Below are 18,151 nucleotides of genomic sequence, written 5' to 3'. Positions count from 1 at the left end.
TCTTCGCCTGATCTCCCCGTGAAACGGAGCCGATCCGCTCCATGGCGAATCCGCCATACGCAAAAGTCGATGCCTCCCGCCCAAAATCTGTCTGACGGGAACTTTTACAATAAATTATTATAGCTTTGTTCTTTTTCTTGTCAAGCGCAGCGGCTTTTTCCCAGGCATTTTTGAAGGCAATGAGCCGCGTGCCTTCCCCGGCGCTTTATTTAGAGGAAGCTTAAGAGCTCCCGGAACAGTTCCCTCGCGGAGTCCAGCATTTTATCGAAGGCTCCGAAGCGGTAGAGGCTGAGAAAGAGCATGCCGAGCGGGATGGCAAAGATCATGCCCCCGATCCCATAGAACTTAAAGCCCAGGTAGAGAAAAAGGAGCGTCAGTAGGGGAGGAAGTCCCATCGCGTCCCCCATGATCTTCGGCTGCAGGAACTGCCGCACGAGCTGCGTCATAAGATAGAGAAGAAGGAGCCAGAAGGCCTCCATGAATCTCTGGGAGAGAAGCTCCAGCGCGATCCAGGGCCAGAGGATGAATCCGACGCCAAAGAGGGGGAGAAAGTCCAAAAAGGCGATAAAAAGCGCAATCAATATGCCGTAGGGGATCCGCAGGAGAAAAAAGCCCGCGGAAAGGAGGAGGAAGACCAGCGCCATGATCTCAAGGTTTGCGAGAAGCCAGCCGTGGAGGATCTTCCAGGCATCCTGCCGGAGGAGGGAAAAGTAACGGCGGAAGCGCTCCGGGAGGAGCTCCTTCAGCCTTTTCAGGTAGCGCTCCCCGTCTCTGCAAAAGCAAAAGCCGGATAGGATCGTCACAACGAGATAGACGAGCAGGGTCGGGAGGGATTTCACAAGATCCAGGGAGGCCGAAAAAGCGGGACTGGAGAGCCTTCCGATCAGCTCCTCCCCGTAGGCATCGGAATTCGCGATGAGATTATCGATGATTCGATTGAGCTGCTCCGGCATGCCGAAGAGAAGCTTCCTCCTCTCTCCGGCGAGAGCCCTGAGCGAAGTCAGAAGCCACTGCGCCATATCCGGGAGTCTCCGGAGAAGAAGCTTTACAAAGTGAAGCCCCGCCGCGAGGAGCCAGTAGAGCAGGAAGCCGATCAGGGCGAGGAGCAGGATCATGATGACCGCGGAGGCATGCTGCCTCTTCATGAGGGGGCTCCTCCGGTTTAAAAGGCGGATGAGCGGCGACGCAAGAAGCGAGAGCAGTGCCCCGAGGAGAAAGGGAAAGAAAAAGACGAGGAGCTTCGGGAGAAGCAAAAACGCCCCCAGGAGAAAGAGGATGGGCACCAAGACATTTAGAATAAGCTGAAGCCTGTGATTCATGATTTCCTCCCTTCTCCGAGCTGCACTTCCCCCTCTCCTCTCTCTCCCCGGGACAGGCAGAAGCGCTGAAAGGCAAAGTATAAAAGAGCCGTTGCGAGGAGGTAAAACCATACCGCGGGATTGGAAAACCAGGTTGTAAAAAAGGAAAACAGAAGGTAGAAGGAAAGCTGTGCCCGGAAGAGAACGCCGAAGGGATTCCTCCCGGAGAGGGAATGGAACAAAGCGGAGACAGAAGCGAGCAGGCACGAAAACAGCGCGACTCCGAAAAGCCCGAAATCGTACCAGCTGTCATAGAGGATGCTGAGCGTTGTGAGCTCCTTCTTCGTCACGAAATCCGGCCAGGCGAGCGGAAAAGTGAAAAAATATTTGATCCCGCTCAGAGTCAGGAAGGGGTAGAGCAGCTTCATGCCGTGGGAATGCTCCCTGAGATGAAGCGTCATCTCATTGAAGTTGTCGTAGTTATTTGCGATATAGATATAGGGCTGGCTGAGAAAGATGGGGAGATGATATTTCATCTCGAAGATCCCGTTTAAGTAGCGGATGGAATGCGCTCTCTCGATCGTAATCAGCACATATACCGAAAGAGCGCCGAAAAAGAGAAGGAGGAGACGACCCCGGGACAGCCTCTCTCCCAAAAGCAACAGGCTAAAGAGAAGGAGGAGGAGCGAGAAGAGAAACTGAAAGCGGGAGACCAGGAGAATACTCAGAAAAAGCGGAAAAAGCGCGCCAAAAAGGGCGAGCGGGCTCTTCCTTCCAAGCTCCCTCCGGTAGAGCGCGGCCACAGAGGGGAGAAGGACATAGAGGGTTGTGAAGTAATGGATCGCCGGAAGGTGAAAATAGGAATAGGCGTGCGGCGTATTCACAGTAAAGAGCGGAATAAAGCGAAGCCTCCATGCCTCAAAGAGAAAGCAGGACAGAGAGAGCGCGAGGAGGGAAAGGATGCTGATGCGGTAAAAGGAAAGCCTCCTCTCCCGCTCTTCGCCGTCCGGATAAAGCGCGTTCTCTCTCCCTTCCCCCTCCTTTTCTCCCGCCCGGATTCCGCGGACCGCATAATAGCAAAGATAAAAGAGAAGGTATGCGAGGTAGAAGGAGAGCCAGGTCTCTTTGGTCCTCGCCGTAGACAGACGGCTCAGCTTAAGGCAGGCGATCCCCTCCCCCCCGATGAGTCCGAGCGCAAAAAGGGCCGCGGGAGAAAAGGATCCGTCCCTCCTCCGGTTCCTCCGAAAGAGAAAGAGCGCCGCTCCCGCAAGGCTCAGGGAAGCCAGCGGAAAAAGCCCCCTTTCCGTAAACAGCACAGCGAGGAGGGAGGCCGCCGTATAGAAAAAAAGATCCGAAAGATATCCGAAGTATTCCGATATTCTCTTCAAGAAGCTGTCGTGCCTTCCTTTCCTCCGGAAGAGCTCTCCGTCTCCTGTGTCCTGGAGGAGCTGCTCTCCTGTGTTTTCTGGGGAGAGCTGCTCTCCCGGCCTCTCTGAGAGGAGCTGCTCTCATGCGTCCTCGATGTCTCATGCCCCTTTGAGGAGGAACTGCTCTCTCTCGTCGTCCTCTGAGAGGAGCTGCTCTCCTCCGTGCTCTCAGCGCTTCCCGTCTCCGTGCTTCCCTGGGAAGAGGAGCTTTGCTCCGTGCTCATCGTATCCCTGGCACTGCTGCTCTCCGCAGTGCTCTCCGGACTCTCCGTGGTCCCCTCCGAGGAATTGCTCTTTGTCTCCGGTATCTTTTCGATCCGGATCGTGACAACGGCGTCCGTATTCTGGTCCGCGAGCTTCACGCCGGATGGCAGAAGCTCCGAAATGCGAAAGCTCTTTGTGACATTGTCCATCGCGCCCGTGATGTCCACCGTGGGAAGCTCGAGGACCTGCAGCCCCTCCACCGTCTTGCTGTCCCCGGAGAGCTGGACAGAGCTGGGGGAGACCGTGCTGCTCTCATATTGATATCCCGCCGCCGGAGAGCCGATGACGGAGGAGAGAAGGTTCACGGACTTCTTTTTATAGACCTTCACCGTATAATTGATCTCCTCGGGGGAGACCGTCACATTCTTCAGTCCCTCGAGCGCCTTATTGTTCGCATCATAGAATACAGGGCTCGCCTTTCCGCTCTGATTCTCCGAGAGCTGATCCACATCGACCCGGATCCCGACCGATGAGATCTGCCCTACCGCAGAAATCGGTCCCGATACCGTGACCGAGCTCGGATCGGTCTGGATCCCGGCGATCTCATAGCCTGTCGCGGCCTTTCCCTGCTCATGGCTCACGAGATCGAAGTGCTTCTTCTGGACATCCTCCACTCTGACATGAATCACGGTGGGCTTCGGCGTCACATCCTGTATGATCCCGCTGTGATTTAAGACGCTGACATAGACCGGAACGGTTCCCGTGATCGAATAATCCTTCAGGTCAATGTAGGCCTTGAAATCCGAGGAGCTGATAAGACTCCTCTGATCAGAACGCACCTTGTAGCTTATCGTGACGCTGCCCCGGTCGATCTCCCAGGTCTTCGAATCCGCATTGAAAATGTCTTTGTTCTCCACCTGAAGCTCCGCGAGGCAGCTGTCCTCGATCTCCGGCTTTGAGACATTGACGACGATCAGCCAGAGCACGAGAGCCAGCGCGACGCTGATCAGCTTAAGCCCCAGATTCTCCCGGAAAAATTTCATCGCTTCTCCCCCCTCCTTCGAAGAAAGGAGAGACCGAGAAACGGGCGCTGTGCCCCCTTCTTCTCCTTTCTGTTGTCCGGAAGATAGCTGCGGAGCGTCTCCCTGTCCGGGATACGGATCAGTCTCCCCTGGAGTGTGACGGAGATCCCCCCCGTCTCCTCGGACACTACGACCGTCACGGCATCCGTGCTCTCGGAAATCCCGAGCGCCGCCCTGTGCCTCGTGCCGTAGGCCTTTGAGATCTCCGCCTCGGAGAGAGGAAGATAGCAGGTAGCGGCGGTCACAATATTGTGGGCGATCACCACCGCGCCGTCGTGAAGCGGCGTGTTCTTCTCGAAGATATTGATGAGAAGAGCCGCGCTTACGATGCCGTTGATCCGGATCCCGGTGTCCTCGATCTCGCGGAGGGACTGCTTTTGCTCCAGCACGATGAGGGCCCCCGTCTTCTTCTTTGCCATCTCAAAGCATGCCGTCACGATCTCTTCCACCGTATTTTGGCTGTTGTCCGTGCTGATCTGCTCCGGGAAAATCTTTGCGAAAAAATCCCGGGAGCCAAGCTGCTCCAGAGCCTTCCGAAGCTCCGGCTGAAAAATCACAACGGCCGCAATGATAGCCGCGGTCGAGATCCGTTCGATCAGCCAGACGATCGTGCTCAGCCGGAAGATAACGGCAAAAGCCGTGAAGGTGAAAATCACAAGGATTCCCTTCAGAAGCTGCCATGCCCTGGTATTTTTGATCCAGAGAAGACAGATGTAGATGAAGTAGGAGAGGATGATGATCTCCAGAACACTCGTCTTCGTAAAGGGCGGCAGGAGGCTGAGCCAGCTGTGAAGTACCGCAAATCTATCCAACAATTTCCGCTCCTTTCTCCTCTTCCTCCTCATCCTCGTCCTCTCTCTCCTCCTCTTTGGAGGGAGAGGGGAAGGGAGCGGGCGGGCGGCGCTTTGGCACGGCCTTTACATAATAAAAATACTCATCATCCTCGAAGGAAAGCCGCTCCGCCGCACGAAAATCCGCATCGTGAAAGAAAAGCGTCAGGAAGCAGGAAAGAGCGACGGAAAAAAGGAGAGAGAGCAAAAAGCCGGGCGCAGAGATCGAGATGAGCCCCTTCCGGGAGCCCGCGAAGACAAAGAGCAGAAGCGCCGAGAAGCCGGCGCCCACTGCGGTGTACCAGGAATTTCGAAAGCTCATATTCCGGATCGTATAGATTAAGAGCATGGCAATCACCATGGAAAAGATCATAAGGAGCATGCCCCTGTCCTCGAAAAAGCCGAGGAAGATCTCCGCCATCTGGTTTACGAGCTTCTCCGGTTCGCTCTCCAGCGTGACCTTCCCGGCATTTGCCGCGAGAAAGCGAAGGAAATAATAGGAAAAGGTCCCAAGAGCCAGCGGCGCAAAGGACATAAGACCGAAGAAAAGTCCGCAGAGCGCCGGGGCGAGATAGGGGATTTTCAGGACAAAAAGAAGCGGAACCAGGGCGATGAGCTCCGCGTGTCCCCCGCGAAAGGCCGTCTGAAAGAGCAGGATCATAAGGAATACGAAGGCCGCCGCCAGCATAAAAAAAAGTGAGACTCGGTAGAGATCCGCCAGGATCAAAGCCCCCGCAAAGAGGGGAACCGCCCCCCAGGGGAGAAAGAAGCAAAGCCCGGACAAAAGGAGGAGAAGCAGCGGATTTCCGGAAGCTCCCCCGTGCCCGAAGACAGCATTTACAGAAAAGAAACTAAGCGCGGCAAAAAACGCGCGGAAAAGCGGGAGCAGCCAGTAGTCCTGCTTTTGGTAAAAGTCCTGCACCCTCTCTCTGAAAAGCAAAAACTCTGTCATCCTCCACCTCTCATCCCAAGCCTCATCCCCGCGGAGCAAGCCCCGCAGGCTTCGCGCTTATTCCTCTCCTCTTCTCCGGCCGCCGCTCTTCTTATCCGTGCTGCCCTGCATCCTCCTGGAGACCTGCGGTGTGAACTGAAGCTCTGCCGCAGGAGCGCGCAGCTCCTCCCGGCTCTCCTCCTCTGTGAGCTCTCCCGCGCCCTCCTCAGTCTCCTCCCGGACTTTCTCCCCCGGAGACTCTTCTTCTGAGAGCTCCTCCAGCGAAAGCTCCGGAGCTCCCTGCTCCGAAGGGAAGGAGTCCGGGGAAGCCTCCTCTTTTCCCGGGGGGGACGCGGGAAGAGCGTCCTCCGCCTCCTCTAGCTCCAGGAGACGCTCCAGCTCATCCAGATAGCGATCCCCCAGTCTTTGGATTCTGTCATAGTAATTTGCCGACAGAGCCGCGGCTGCGACCACGGCGGCAGAAAGCCCCAGGAGATAGAGAAGCAGGATTCCTCTTCCCAGAGATAAAAGGAAATCCGGGTTCAGGCTTTCAAAGATCATGTTGATCTTCAAGAGAAGGACGAACGATGCCACAAGAAGAAAGCAGAGGCTGTAGTGCAGAGCCGCTCTTAGGATGCGGTTTGAGATATAGTCCGCCTTATAATAGCGGCTGATCCTTGGGACATCTCTCCCCTCTCTCTTTTCAAAGATGGAAAGCCGCGCCATCATGCGGATCTTTTCCTGATTCAGCATCCCCTCTCCTCTTTCCTTCCCTCTCCTCTTTCCTCTCCCAAAAGTCCGGTGAGGACCTTTCCTAATAGCCTCTCGCCCCTCTCGCTCTCTCCGCATAGGGGGAATCCGGATGCTCTCCGACGATCTGATCAAAGAGCTTGTTGGCGTTTTCCGTGTCCCCCATCCTCTGATACAGCCTCGCAAGAAGATACATATTCGCGGGATCGCTCCGGAGCTGTACGCTGAGCTGATAATAGGCGCGCGCCTGCTGCAGGCTTCCCGAATTCCACGCCTTGGTTCCGAGGTCCGCCAGGCGCTGGTAGACCGATCCCTCCATATAGGACTTGATGCCCGAGAACATGGAGAGCAGGCTCTCATCCGTAATGCTGGCCGGATCGAGCTGGGTATAGAGCTCCGCAGCGGTCACAAGATCGCCGCTCTGATAGGAGGCACTGATCTTCGTGAGCGTCTGATACTGCGATTTGAAGGAGGCATTCTGATTTTCATAGCTGTCGAGCTGAGATCTCGCATCGTCGTACTGAGACTGCAGCTGATCTCTCTCGGACTGCAGGGAATTCAGCTGGCTGTTCGCCGCATCAAGCTTCTCCGTATAGAGGATCAGCTCCTGGTTCTTCCCCGCGTTCAGGGAACGGGTATAGGCGGGAAGGATGAGGAGCTTGAAGCAGAGGATCGCGAGCCCGAAGCCGAGCAGGACATAGAGCAGGACATTCCAGAGGGAGACCTGCCGCACCTCCCTGGGGATGAGCACATCGTCGTCTGTCATCTGCCGGTGGGAGAAAGCATTTCGAAGGCGGTTCGCCTCCACCTCCGCCCGCCCGGTCCTCTGCTTGACCTCGTCCATCAGGACCAGGGCCTTCGGATTATTCCTGTCGATCTTCAGAACGGTGTAGAGGCTCCTTCCCGCCTTCACAAAGACCTCTCTCTTCATATAGAGAAGAGCGAGCAGGATATGGGCCTTCACATAGTTCGGGCAGTCCTGAATCACCTGATTGAGCTGCATCACCGCGAGGTCTTCGTTATTGTGCTGGGCATAGTCCAGCGCCTGATTATAGCGATGCACATTGTCCGAGCAGATTCGCAGAATTGCGGGCTTTCTCTGAATCTCATCGAGATAATGGTCCGCGATATTGTCATCCGGGAGGAGATTCATGCTGATGATCCACTGCACCAGCGCATCGGCGGTCTCTCCGCACTCAAAAAAGATCAGGCCGAGCAGATTCCGCGCATCCTTTTGGTATTTATCAAAGAGCAGGGCGCGCTTCAGAAGCTCCGCAGCGCCGGAGAGGTCCCGGAGCCGCGCCCTCTCCAGACCCAGATTGTAATAGCAGTTGGCGATGCGCTCCAGGGTGACATCATATTTCATCGGATCCCTTCATCCCTCTTTATAGCTTCCTCGATGAGCTGTGTCATGATATCGTTCATGTCGGTCAGATCCACCTTTACGATCGCGTCCTCGATCTGATCCACATCGAGACTGGGCTTAAATCTCTGGATTTCTTCTTCAAAATTTATCATGATGCCTCTTCGCTTTTCAGTATCATTTCAGGAAGACGCGCTATGATCTGACAGAAGACAGAGCCTCTGCAGAGCCGCTTGACAGTCCCGCCCTTCTTCCCTTACAATCAGTCGCGTTGTGCCCTTTCCGCGCCCTGGAAATCCCTCCACAGCGCGCTCCCTTTCAAACTATTGAGATAGTGTAGCACAAGAAAATATATCCTTCAAGTAAACGGACGGGATTCGTCAGACGGCGAATCGACTCTTATAAGGAAAAAACATGGAAAATCTCGTAAGCTTTCTGATCTCGAAGCTGGGGGCTGTGCTCTCAAAGGAGCTCCTCGTCTTCCTCATATCTCTGATGCCGGTGCTGGAGCTCCGGGGCGGGCTGCTCGCGGCCTCAGTCCTGAGGCTGAACTATCCGCTCGCCCTCCTCCTCTGTATCGCGGGGAACCTTCTTCCGATCCCCCTCGTCCTTCTCTTCATCGAGCGCTTTGTCAATTTCCTGGAGCGCTTTCCCATAAGCCAAAAGCTCGCGCTCTGGTTTCGAAGGAAGGTGGAAAAGAAGAGGGCGTCGATTGAGCGCTATGACTTTTGGGGTCTGGTACTCTTTGTGGGCATCCCTCTTCCCGGAACCGGAGCCTGGACCGGCGCCCTTGCCGCCGGCATCCTCAGGATGAAGCGGAAGAAGGCATTTCTTGCGATCTTCTGCGGCGTAATGCTCGCATCGCTGATCATGTCTCTTCTAAGCTACGGTCTTCTCGGGGCAATCCTCAACGCTGCCTCTTAGGCACAATCCGTAAAGGATCCAAGAGCGGGGGGATTTCTCCGCGCTCTTTTGGAATCTCTCGTCCTCGTTCTCCCGAAAATTCCTCGGGCTCTTTCGGAGATTTTTCGAGCTCTTCCGGGGATTTTTTTGATGCTCGGCTAATTTCTTCTCTACGAGCTTATCTTTTTTGGATATATCCGAGCTTTACCAGCATCTCCGCGGACTCCACGCCGCCTCCCGCCGCGCCGCGGAGCGTGTTGTGACTGAGCCCCACAAACTTCCAGTCGTAGAGCCTGTCCTCCCGAAGTCTTCCGATCGAGATGCCCATTCCCCCCTCAAAGTCGACATCCTTTTTGACCTGCGGCCGGTCCTCCTCCGCAAGGTAGCGGATGAACTGCTTCGGAGCGCTGGGGAGCGCATATTCCTGAGGAAGCCCCCGGTAGCTCTGCAGCTTCTCGATGAGCTCTTCCTTTGTGGCCTTCTTTCGGAAGTTCACAAATACAGCGGCCGTATGTCCGTTCAGAATCGGAACCCGGATGCACTGGGAGCTGATCTTTGGGGACTCAGCGGGGACGATTTTCCCGCCTTCGATTCTCCCGAAGATCCGAAGCGGCTCAAGCTCTGACTTTTCCTCCTCCCCCCCGATATAGGGGATGATGTTCCCCCGCATCTCCGGCCAGCTTTCGAAGGTTTTTCCGGCGCCGGAAATCGCCTGATAGGTCGTGACGACCAGCTCATAGGGCTCGAATTCCCTCCAGGCAAAGATCGCCGGCGTATAGGACTGGATGGAGCAGTTCGGCTTCACCGCGATAAAGCCCCGCTCTGTGCCAAGCCGCCTCCTCTGCGCTTCGATAATCCTATAGTGCTCCGGGTTTAGCTCCGGGACCACCATCGGGACATCCTCCGTCCAGCGGTGCGCGGAATTATTGGAGATGACAGGGACCTCCGCCCTCGCGTAATCCTCCTCTATCCTTCGGATCTCCTCCTTCTTCATATCGACCGCGGAAAAGACCAGGTCCAGCTCCGGGGCGAGCTCCGAGACCCGGGACACATCCTTTAATATAAAATCCCCGAGCTTTTCCGGCATCGGAAGCTCAAGCTTCCAGCGGTCCCGCACTGCGTCTCCATAGCGACTTCCCGCAGAGCGCGGGGAGGCCGCGAGGACCTTGATCTCAAACCAGGGGTGATCCGCGAGCAGGGCGGCGAAGCGCTGTCCCACCATGCCGGTCGCACCGAGAATTCCTACCTTGAATTTTTCCATGGTATTTCCCTATCCTTTCACAAGAAGTCCGAAGACTCATACTTCCAGGCGCCGGGCAGAAAAAGCGGGCTCTCCCGCTCTCAGTGCTTTGTCCCTCTTCCCCCCCTGTGGCTCTGTTTTAAGCGGCTCAGCATGAGCTCTCCCTTTTCCGTGGAAAGCCTCTCAGACCCCGGGGCGATCAACAGGGCCGAGCGGATCCTGTCGCCTCTCCCAAGCTTCATGGAGAGCACCCCCTTCGCATTTTTCTTCTGGAGAGGCAGCTCCTTGATCGGGAAGCGAAGGAAATAGGAGGCCTCCGATTGAAGAACGAGATCCTCTTCGCTCTCTCCCGGAACGGAAAAGACAGACGCCACGCGGTCTCCCTCCTGCAGCTTCGTCGCAGAGACAAGGCGGTTTGCGGTGTCGAATTCCTCCGAGGGAACCCGCTTTGCAAGACCCATCTGACTGACAAAGAGAAGCTCCTTTCCGGACAGCTCCGCCTTCGCCGCTGCGAAGAGGATTTCCTCCTCGGAAGCGGAATACTTACTGATATTGTCGATCGGCACTCCCTTGTCCCGGAATTTCCCGAGCGGCACATCGAGGAGTCGGATCTGATGGAGTCTCCCCTGATCTGTGAACAGGAGAATGCGGTCCGTGTTTTTGCAGGGGATCAGGAAGCGGCTCTCGGAGAGAAGCGCCTCCTGATTTCTCTGATAGACCGTCTCATCGAGAAGCTTCACATAGCCAAAGCGGTCCTGTACATAGACGACCTGCATCTCCTCCACGGCGGACTCGTCATAGACCGCATCCTTCCCGTCCTCAAGGAGAGTCCTTCTCGGGACAAAATAGCGCTCCCGAATCTCGGAAAGCTCCTGCGCGAGAAGCTCATTGGCCCTCTCCCTCGAGCTCAGGATCCCCCGGTACTCCTTGATGCTTTTCAGGCTCTCCCGATACTCCCTCTGGAGTGCCAAAAGCTCAAGCCCGATCAGCTTGGAAAGCTTCATGTCCAGGATCGCCTGCGCCTGGCGCTCCGTAAAGTGAAAGTCACGGATCTGCTCCCGGTATTCCCGGTCCCTCTCCCGGAGGCGAATCCCCTCCGAGCCCTCGCCCATCAGAGCCTTCTTCGCCTCCTCCTGCTTCTGTGAGCTCCGAAGGAGCGCGATAATCGCGTCGATGCAGTCGACCGCCCGGATCAATCCCTCCTGGATCTCCTTTCGAAGGAGCTCCTTTTCGAGAAGCTTTTGGTACTTTTGCTCGATCAGCTGGTACTGAAAGCTGAGATATTCCCGGAGTATCCCCCGAAGGGACAGAACCTCCGGCCTCCCTTTTACGATGGCGAGCATGTTTACGCCAAAGCTGTCCTCGAGCTTCGTCTTCTTATAGAGGATATTCGTGATCCTGTCAATATCCGCGCCGCTCTTTAGCTCGAGGACGATCCGGATGCCGTCCTTATCGGACTGATTCGAGATATCCGTGATCTCCGGGAGCTTCTTCTCCTCCACGAGGGCCGCCGTGTCCTGCATGAATTTCATGATGCCCTGGCCGATCATCGTATAGGGGATCTCCGTGACGATCAGCTTGTCCTTATCGCTCCTCCCCTTCCTCTTCTCAAAGACGAGCTTCCCCCGGAGCTTGAGCTTCCCGCTCCCCGTCCGGTAGATGTCGAGAAGCTCCGAGCGGTTTGCGATGATGCCCCCTGTCGGAAAGTCCGGCCCCGGAAGGTAATGGAGCATCTCCCGGGTCTCCATCGCGGGATTCTTCAGATAGGCCAGTACGAGATCGATGATCTCCGAGAGATTATGCGAGGGGGCGGAGGTCGTCATGCCGACCGCGATCCCCTCCGAGCCGTTCAGAAGAAAATAAGGGATTCTCGCCGGGAGCACCTCCGGCTCCCGGAGCTTCTCATCGTAATTGGGCTGAAAGGGGACCGTCGTCTCCAGATCCCGAAGCATCACCTCATCCGTGAAGCGCTGCAGCCTCGCCTCCGTATATCTCGGCGCGGCCGCGGAGTCCCCCTCGATGGAGCCGAAGTTTCCCTGCCCCTGGACGAGAGGCTGCATCCTCTTAAAGTCCTGCGCGAGCACCACGAGAGTCTCATAGATCGAGGCGTCGCCGTGGGGATGATATTTTCCCATGGTGTCGCCGCAGATCCTGGCGGATTTCAGAGTCGGACGGTCGCTGTGGACGTGCAGCTCATTCATATCGTAGAGCACCCGCCTCTGCACCGGCTTTAAGCCGTCCCGGATGTCCGGCACCGCGCGGGAGGTGATGACGCTCATGGAATAATCCAGATAGGATTTCTGCATCTCCTCCGAAAATTCCGTCGTCAATATCTTTTCTGCCATATCCTCTCTCCTGTCCCGGGCTTAGGCGTCAATCGTCGCCTCTCTCGCATGCTCATAAATAAATTCCCGCCTCGGTCCGACCTCCGTGCCCATCAGCATTCCCGTCACCTCGGAGGCGAGCCGCGCGTCCTCGATCTCCACGCGCTTTAAGACCCGGTTCTCCGGATTGAGCGTCGTCTCCCAAAGCTCCGAGGGATCCATCTCCCCAAGACCCTTGAAGCGCTTGATCTCATAGCTCCCCTCCCGATGCTTCTCCCGGTAGCGAAGCAGGGCCTTGTCATCGTAGAGGTACTCCGCCTTCTCCTTCTTCGCACTGGGTGTCGCGAGATAAAGGGGCGGCATGGAGACATAGACATGTCCCTCCCGGATGAGATCTGGCATGAAGCGATAGAAAAAGGTCAGAAGCAGCGTATCGATGTGGCTGCCGTCCACGTCGGCATCGGTCATCAAAATGATTTTGTGGTAGCGGAGCTTTGAGATGTCGAAGTCATTTCCGTAGCCCTCCGAGAAACCGCAGCCGAAGGCATTGATCATCGTCTTGATCTCCGCATTCGCGAGCACCTTGTCGATGGAGGCCTTTTCGACATTCAGGATCTTTCCCCGAAGCGGCAGGATTGCCTGCGTATTCCGATCCCTCGAGCTCTTTGCGGAGCCCCCGGCGGAGTCCCCCTCCACGATGAAGATCTCGCAGTTCTCCGGCTCCCTGGAGATGCAGTTTGCGAGCTTTCCGTTGGAATCAAAGCTGTACTTCGATTTCGAGAGGAGATTGGTCTTGGCCTTCTCCTCCTGCCTCCGTATCCTCGCGGACTTTTCTGCGCAGCCGATGATCGCCTTTACGACCTCGATATTCCGGTCGAAATAATGCGAGAGCTCCTCCCCTGCGATGGCGGCGACATGCTTCGCCGCGTCCAGACTCGCAAGCTTGGTCTTCGTCTGTCCCTCAAAGATCGGCTCCGGATACTTCAGCGCAATGACGGCGGTCATGCCGTTTCGGGTATCCGCCCCCGTAAAGTTCGGATCCTTCTCCTTCAAAAGTCCGAGCTCCCTGGCATAGCCGTTGATGAGCTGCGTGAATTTCGTCTTAAAGCCGACGATATGCGTCCCGCCCTCCTGGGTGTAGATATCATTGCAGAAGCCGAGGATATTCTCCTCAAAGGAGTCCGTGAACTGAATGCAGCACTCAAGCTCCGTGTTCTCCGCCCTTCCCCGGAAGTAAATCTCCGGGCTCACGGCCTCCCCGCAGTCCCGGTCGAGATCTCTGACGAAGGCCCTGAGTCCCTCCGGTTCGTGGTAGTCGGCGAGGATCTCCTCCTCTCCCCTCCTGTCACAGTAGTGGATGCTCAGCTCCGGGTTCAGATAGGCGGTCTCATGGAGCCTGGACATCAGCCACTCCGCCCGAAACTGCGTCTTCTCAAAGATCTCCGGATCCGGGATAAAACGGATCTCCGTCCCCTTCTCCCTGGTCTTTCCGATCACAGGCGGCATGCCGTCCGAAAGCTCCTTCGTCGGGACGCCGCGGCTGTACTCATCCTCATAGATTTTCCCATCCTGGAAGACACGGATCCGCATATAGGAGGAAAGCGCATTCACGACAGAGGAGCCCACGCCGTGCAGCCCTCCGGAAATCTTGTAGGAGGAGGCGTTGAACTTCCCGCCCGCATGGAGAGTCGTCATCACGACCCGCTCCGCGGAGACCCCCTTTTTATGAATCCCCACAGGGATGCCGCGGCCGTTGTCCCGGACCGTGCAGGAGCCGTCCGGATCCAGCGTGACCCAGATCTCCGTGCAGTACCCCGCGAGATGCTCATCCACGGAATTGTCCAGGATCTCATAGATCAGGTGGTTCAGGCCCTTCGTGCCGACGGAGCCGATATACATCCCCGGCCTCCTCCGCACGGCCTCGAGCCCCTCCAGCACGGTGATACTGTCCGCATTGTACTTCTCTGCCATGAAAATCCCTCGCCCTCCATCTCAAGTTTCTCTTTCGGCGGCTATAATAGCATACATCTGTTTTCTTTTTCAAGAGCTTTTCTGCTCCATGCCCCTCGCCTCAGTCCTTTTTCAGATCCGCATAGCCGTTCGGATTTTTCTTCTGCCAGTTCCAGGAGTCCCGGCACATCGCGTCGAGATCGAACTCCGCCTTCCATCCCAGCTCCCGAAGCGCCTTTTCGGGGCTCGAATAGCATACCGCGATATCCCCCTCCCTCCTGGGCTTTATCTCATAGGGAAGCTCCTTCCCGCAGGCCTTCTCAAAGGCGCGGATCACCTCGAAAACGGAGTAGCCCCTGCCGGTCCCGAGATTGCACACAAAGACTCCGTCCTTCTTCTTAAGACGTTCCAGCGCATGGACATGGCCCCTTGCGAGATCCACGACATGGATATAGTCCCGGACCCCGCTCCCGTCCGGCGTCGGATAATCCGCCCCGAAGACCTGGATCTTCGGCAGTCTTCCGATCGCGACCTGAGAGACATAGGGGAGGAGATTATTCGGAATCCCCTTCGGGTCCTCTCCGATCAGCCCGGAGCGATGGGCCCCGATCGGATTAAAGTAGCGGAGAAGAATCACATTCCACTCCGGATCTGCCGTGTGGATATCCGTGAGGATCTGCTCCTGCATCCACTTCGTCCAGCCGTAGGGATTGGTACAGAGCCCCTTCGGACAGCTTTCCGTAATCGGAATCTCGGCAGGATCCCCATAGACTGTCGCGGAGGAGGAAAAAATGATGTTCCTGCACCCATGCCTCTGCATCGCATCCGTGAGATTCAAAAGCCCCCCGATGTTCGTCTCATAATATTCCATCGGCTTTCTCACAGATTCCCCGACGGCCTTCAGCCCCGCGAAATGGATCAGCGCCGAAATATCCGGATTTTCCCGAAAGACCCTCTCCACTCCCTCCTTGTCCCGCATATCGACCCGGTAGAATTTCACCGCTTTCCCCGTGATCTCACGGATTCTCTCCACCGCCTTCTCACTGGAATTATAGAGATTGTCCAGGATAATCACCTTATAATCTCTCTGAAGAAGCTCTACGCAGGTATGAGTTCCGATATAGCCGGCCCCTCCGCTCACAAGTATCGTCATCCTCTTCTCCCTTCTCTCAAGGAAACGCGCCATACTCCCAAGGGAATATTCGGCGCGTTTCTCAGAGGGCGGCAGAAAATCCGCCCCTATTCCAAAGACATCCATTCGGCAGCGCAACTACGCCTCTAAGAGCCTCCCGCCCTCCAGCGTCATCACCCTGTCGCAGAGCTCATCCAGCTCTCCGCTTCGATGGCTCGTCATGATCACTGCGCTTCCACGCTCCCGGAAATGCCGGATGAGAGCCAGAATCCGTTCCGCGGACTCATCATCACTTCCGACGGTCGGCTCATCGAGGAGCAGAAGCTCCGGCGTCCCCATAAGAGCGCTGGCGAGGTGAACTCTCCGCTTCATGCCGCCGGAGAGCTCCGACACAAGATTTTTCTCTCTCCCCGAAAGTCCGAGCCGTTCGAGCAGCCAGCGGCATCTCGGCCGGATCTGCTCCGCCCGGAGGGAGAGCGCCGCCCCATAGAAGTGCAGATTTTCCGAGACCGTGAGCTCCTCATAGAGAGAGAGCTCCTGCGGGAGATAGGAAATCCCCCGCTTCTCCGCTCCCCGGTAGAGAAGCTCTCCGCTGTCCGGCTTCCTCACGGCGGCGATGATCTGGAGCAGCGTGCTCTTCCCCGCCCCGTTTCTCCCCCGTATTCCCAGGATTTCCCCCCGGAAAAGACGGAGAGACAGCCCGGACAGCACCGCCCTGTCTTCTCCTCCCTTCCGGCTCTTCCCGCGGTATCCCTTCCTAAGGTCCCGGATCTCCAGAAGCTCCTCCACGCTCTATCCCTGAGAGAGACCGCTGTCCATAGCGGACTGCAAAACCTCCTCAAGCTTTCCGGCGATCTGTTCGGCAAGCTGCCCGAGCTCCTCCTTCGAATACCCGCTGATGTCGGTCTCCTCCTTCTTTGGGAGCTCCGCCGTACTCTTGTCCGTCGATTGAATCCTGAGCTCTGCCCCGCTCAGCGGAAGGGAAAGGGACTCCAGGCCGTCCAGGCTGAAGGTATGCAGGCTGCTTCCCTTCTCTCCCTCCTCTACCCTTAAGTTTAAATCCAGATTATCCATGCCCCGAAGCTCATAATCCCCGTACGGGAGGAAGACGGAGTGCTTTCCGCTGTCAAAATCATAGACAAGAGCCGCCCGGGGCGGGACTCCAGGTCCCTCCAGACTGATCTTTCCCTCATAGTTCTTTCCCTTTACGCGGTAGCTATTCTCCAGTACGACGGAACCGGAGGCATCACTTCTGCTCAGGCACTCTGTGATCTTTCCGTCTCCATCCTTCCCTCTCTCATAGCTCAGGCTCCCGCTCTTTGATTCGATCCGGATGAGCCTGACCTTTCCCTTCTCCGTCGCGACGACCCAGCTAAGATCCTCGCTCTCCAGCTCCTTCGAGTACTCATCCGCCTTTTCCCGGAGCTCGTCCGCGCCGTCCCGGATCATCCTCTCAATATCCTTGTCGCTCTTTTTCTGTCCTGTAAAGCCAAGCATATTCTCCCGGTTCATCTTCTTCAGGAACTCGCTGAGCTCCTCATCATCCTCCATCTTATCCGCAAGCTCCCGGAGCATCGTCCTCATCTCCTCCGCATCCGGACGGAAGGTATAGACCTTTCCCTTAAAATGCTCTCCCAGTCTTTCCAGACTGACCTCCTCCCGGCTGAGCTTCAGATTCTTTTTGTTGATCATAGAAGTGACAAGATCAAAATACCGGTTATAGATCTTCAGAGCTTCTTTCTGATTCTCCTTCACATTCTTCTCGTCCGGAAGCTCGATCTCCTCGTCCGTCATATTCTGGTAGAGCGTCTTAAGATCGGCGACATAATAATTCTCATCCGCATCCGGAAGATAGAATCCGACCTTCCCCTTTTCACTGTCATAGCTTGTGAAAAGCTTCAGGATATCAGACCCCATGTAATTCAGCCTTAAATCAAAGAGCGTCCTCTTCTCCGATGTATCGAGCTTCATGACAACGGAGGAATCCTCGAGCTGCTGATTGATCTCATCCGCCGCAGCGCTTCCATCGACGGAAGCCGTAATCGTAAGATCCGTGGAAAAATCCCTGTCGATGTCAAAAAAGCCAAGCTTCCGAAGCCCCTCGGACTTTTCCAGGAAGAGCTGCTTTTGGAGGTTTACAAACTGCTTCTTCGCACCCCCGCCGCCCCGGAGCAGAGTATTCGCGCCAAAGGCGAAGAAGGCGATCAGGAAAATGCCGATGATGGCGAGGAGACCGATCAGGAGGAGATTTATGCCCTTCTTCTTCGGCTCCTCCACAGTGTAGTGATATCCCTCCTCCGGCCTGCTCTGAGGATTCCACGTTCCGGAGGACACGGTCCCCTGCAGCTCTCCGGCGATGCTCCCCCCGCTTGTCACTATGGCGGAGCTGCTCTCCTCTTTCGCCCCTTCCTCACTGCCTTTTTCGGAGGCAGCACTCTCACTGCTTGGCACCAGCGTGAAAGCGCTCTCTTCCTTCGGTCCTTCCTCCGCGCTCTCTTCCGAGGCGATGCTCTCCCCGCCTGCAAGCGGAGCGGAAGCGCTCTCCTTTTCCGTTCTCTCCTCAGCGCCCCTTTCCGAAGAATCGCTCTCCCCGCTTGCAAGCGGAGCGGAAGCGCTCTCCTTTTCCGTTCTCTCCTCAGCGCCCTTTTCCGAGGCGATGCTCTCCCCGCCTGCCAGCGGAACAGAAGCGCTCTCCTTTTCCGTTCTCTCCTCAGCGC

Annotated in this window: 15 protein-coding genes; 1 reads left to right on the top strand and 14 read right to left on the bottom strand. The window is 56.4% G+C overall.

All coding sequences use genetic code 11. The features are described from left to right. Positions 1-209 precede the first annotated feature (209 nt). The 8 genes from ytvI to HMPREF1986_RS13305 all read right to left on the bottom strand — a co-directional run bounded on the left by ytvI (position 210) and on the right by HMPREF1986_RS13305 (position 8,040). Entirely contained in the window at positions 210-1,319 is a 1,110-nt protein-coding gene (ytvI, locus tag HMPREF1986_RS08005; protein WP_021774323.1) for a sporulation integral membrane protein YtvI, read from the bottom strand. Beyond that, entirely contained in the window at positions 1,316-2,686 is a 1,371-nt protein-coding gene (locus HMPREF1986_RS08000) for an O-antigen polymerase (protein ID WP_021774322.1), read from the bottom strand. The genes ytvI and HMPREF1986_RS08000 overlap by 4 nt, the downstream gene beginning before the upstream one ends. Continuing rightward, positions 2,683-3,972, bottom strand: coding sequence for a CdaR family protein (locus tag HMPREF1986_RS07995; RefSeq protein WP_021774321.1), 1,290 nt, complete (start codon positions 3,970-3,972; stop codon positions 2,683-2,685). Before HMPREF1986_RS07995 ends, HMPREF1986_RS08000 begins: the two co-directional genes overlap by 4 nt. Next, the gene (cdaA, locus tag HMPREF1986_RS07990) at positions 3,969-4,826 is read right to left on the bottom strand and encodes a diadenylate cyclase CdaA (RefSeq protein WP_330365139.1); all 858 of its coding nucleotides are present in this window, start codon (positions 4,824-4,826) and stop codon (positions 3,969-3,971) included. The genes HMPREF1986_RS07995 and cdaA overlap by 4 nt, the downstream gene beginning before the upstream one ends. Next, positions 4,816-5,793: a hypothetical protein gene (locus tag HMPREF1986_RS07985; RefSeq protein WP_155978792.1), complete on the bottom strand. Its 978-nt coding sequence runs from the start codon at positions 5,791-5,793 to the stop codon at positions 4,816-4,818. Before HMPREF1986_RS07985 ends, cdaA begins: the two co-directional genes overlap by 11 nt. Positions 5,794-5,850: 57 nt before the next feature. Next, on the bottom strand, positions 5,851-6,525 hold the full coding sequence (locus HMPREF1986_RS12630) for a hypothetical protein (RefSeq protein WP_051273901.1): 675 nt from the start codon (positions 6,523-6,525) through the stop codon (positions 5,851-5,853). A gap of 61 nt (positions 6,526-6,586) precedes the next feature. Beyond that, positions 6,587-7,888 (bottom strand): tetratricopeptide repeat protein, encoded by a 1,302-nt coding sequence (locus tag HMPREF1986_RS07975; protein WP_021774317.1) that lies wholly within the window; start codon positions 7,886-7,888, stop codon positions 6,587-6,589. Continuing rightward, complete coding sequence (locus HMPREF1986_RS13305; RefSeq protein WP_009214840.1) at positions 7,885-8,040, bottom strand: hypothetical protein; 156 nt, start codon at positions 8,038-8,040, stop codon at positions 7,885-7,887. Before HMPREF1986_RS13305 ends, HMPREF1986_RS07975 begins: the two co-directional genes overlap by 4 nt. 259 nt (positions 8,041-8,299) lie before the next feature. Between HMPREF1986_RS13305 and HMPREF1986_RS07970 the strand changes: the two genes are divergently transcribed. After that, positions 8,300-8,809 carry a COG2426 family protein gene (locus HMPREF1986_RS07970; protein ID WP_021774315.1) on the top strand — a complete coding sequence of 170 codons (510 nt, stop codon included), beginning with the start codon at positions 8,300-8,302 and terminating at the stop codon, positions 8,807-8,809. A 157-nt stretch (positions 8,810-8,966) separates the two neighbouring features. Here HMPREF1986_RS07970 and asd read toward each other — a convergent pair whose 3' ends face one another. The 6 genes from asd to HMPREF1986_RS07940 form a co-directional block, all read right to left on the bottom strand. Then, positions 8,967-10,049 carry an aspartate-semialdehyde dehydrogenase gene (gene asd, locus HMPREF1986_RS07965; RefSeq protein WP_021774314.1) on the bottom strand — a complete coding sequence of 361 codons (1,083 nt, stop codon included), beginning with the start codon at positions 10,047-10,049 and terminating at the stop codon, positions 8,967-8,969. An 80-nt stretch (positions 10,050-10,129) separates the two neighbouring features. Continuing rightward, a complete protein-coding gene (locus HMPREF1986_RS07960; protein WP_021774313.1) occupies positions 10,130-12,373 on the bottom strand; it encodes a DNA gyrase/topoisomerase IV subunit A in 2,244 nt (747 codons plus the stop codon). Between the two features lie 21 nt (positions 12,374-12,394). Further along, positions 12,395-14,323: a DNA gyrase/topoisomerase IV subunit B gene (locus tag HMPREF1986_RS07955; RefSeq protein WP_021774312.1), complete on the bottom strand. Its 1,929-nt coding sequence runs from the start codon at positions 14,321-14,323 to the stop codon at positions 12,395-12,397. 100 nt (positions 14,324-14,423) lie between these two features. After that, positions 14,424-15,455: a UDP-glucose 4-epimerase GalE gene (galE, locus tag HMPREF1986_RS07950; protein ID WP_036599957.1), complete on the bottom strand. Its 1,032-nt coding sequence runs from the start codon at positions 15,453-15,455 to the stop codon at positions 14,424-14,426. Between the two features lie 117 nt (positions 15,456-15,572). Next, positions 15,573-16,223 (bottom strand): ABC transporter ATP-binding protein, encoded by a 651-nt coding sequence (locus HMPREF1986_RS07945; protein WP_021774310.1) that lies wholly within the window; start codon positions 16,221-16,223, stop codon positions 15,573-15,575. Between the two features lie 3 nt (positions 16,224-16,226). Next, a partial coding sequence (locus HMPREF1986_RS07940; RefSeq protein ID WP_021774309.1) for a hypothetical protein occupies positions 16,227-18,151 on the bottom strand: 1,925 nt, incomplete at its 5' end.

It is taken from the genome of Oribacterium sp. oral taxon 078 str. F0263, assembly GCF_000469565.1.
Lineage (GTDB): Bacteria > Bacillota > Clostridia > Lachnospirales > Lachnospiraceae > Oribacterium.
Note: the sequence above shows the minus strand (reverse complement) of the source record. Positions and strands in the feature narration are given on the sequence as shown.

What these genes read in the sequence shown, in the direction of transcription:
- HMPREF1986_RS07960 (WP_021774313.1), bottom strand. Translation starts at nt 12,373, where the DNA reads ATGGCAGAAAAGATATTGACGACGGAATTTTCGGAGGAGATGCAGAAA.
- HMPREF1986_RS13305 (WP_009214840.1), bottom strand. Translation starts at nt 8,040, where the DNA reads ATGATAAATTTTGAAGAAGAAATCCAGAGATTTAAGCCCAGTCTCGAT.
- HMPREF1986_RS07970 (WP_021774315.1), top strand. Translation starts at nt 8,300, where the DNA reads ATGGAAAATCTCGTAAGCTTTCTGATCTCGAAGCTGGGGGCTGTGCTC.
- ytvI (WP_021774323.1), bottom strand. Translation starts at nt 1,319, where the DNA reads ATGAATCACAGGCTTCAGCTTATTCTAAATGTCTTGGTGCCCATCCTC.
- HMPREF1986_RS07955 (WP_021774312.1), bottom strand. Translation starts at nt 14,323, where the DNA reads ATGGCAGAGAAGTACAATGCGGACAGTATCACCGTGCTGGAGGGGCTC.
- HMPREF1986_RS07975 (WP_021774317.1), bottom strand. Translation starts at nt 7,888, where the DNA reads ATGAAATATGATGTCACCCTGGAGCGCATCGCCAACTGCTATTACAAT.
- galE (WP_036599957.1), bottom strand. Translation starts at nt 15,455, where the DNA reads ATGACGATACTTGTGAGCGGAGGGGCCGGCTATATCGGAACTCATACC.
- asd (WP_021774314.1), bottom strand. Translation starts at nt 10,049, where the DNA reads ATGGAAAAATTCAAGGTAGGAATTCTCGGTGCGACCGGCATGGTGGGA.
- HMPREF1986_RS07995 (WP_021774321.1), bottom strand. Translation starts at nt 3,972, where the DNA reads ATGAAATTTTTCCGGGAGAATCTGGGGCTTAAGCTGATCAGCGTCGCG.
- HMPREF1986_RS12630 (WP_051273901.1), bottom strand. Translation starts at nt 6,525, where the DNA reads ATGCTGAATCAGGAAAAGATCCGCATGATGGCGCGGCTTTCCATCTTT.
- HMPREF1986_RS07985 (WP_155978792.1), bottom strand. Translation starts at nt 5,793, where the DNA reads ATGACAGAGTTTTTGCTTTTCAGAGAGAGGGTGCAGGACTTTTACCAA.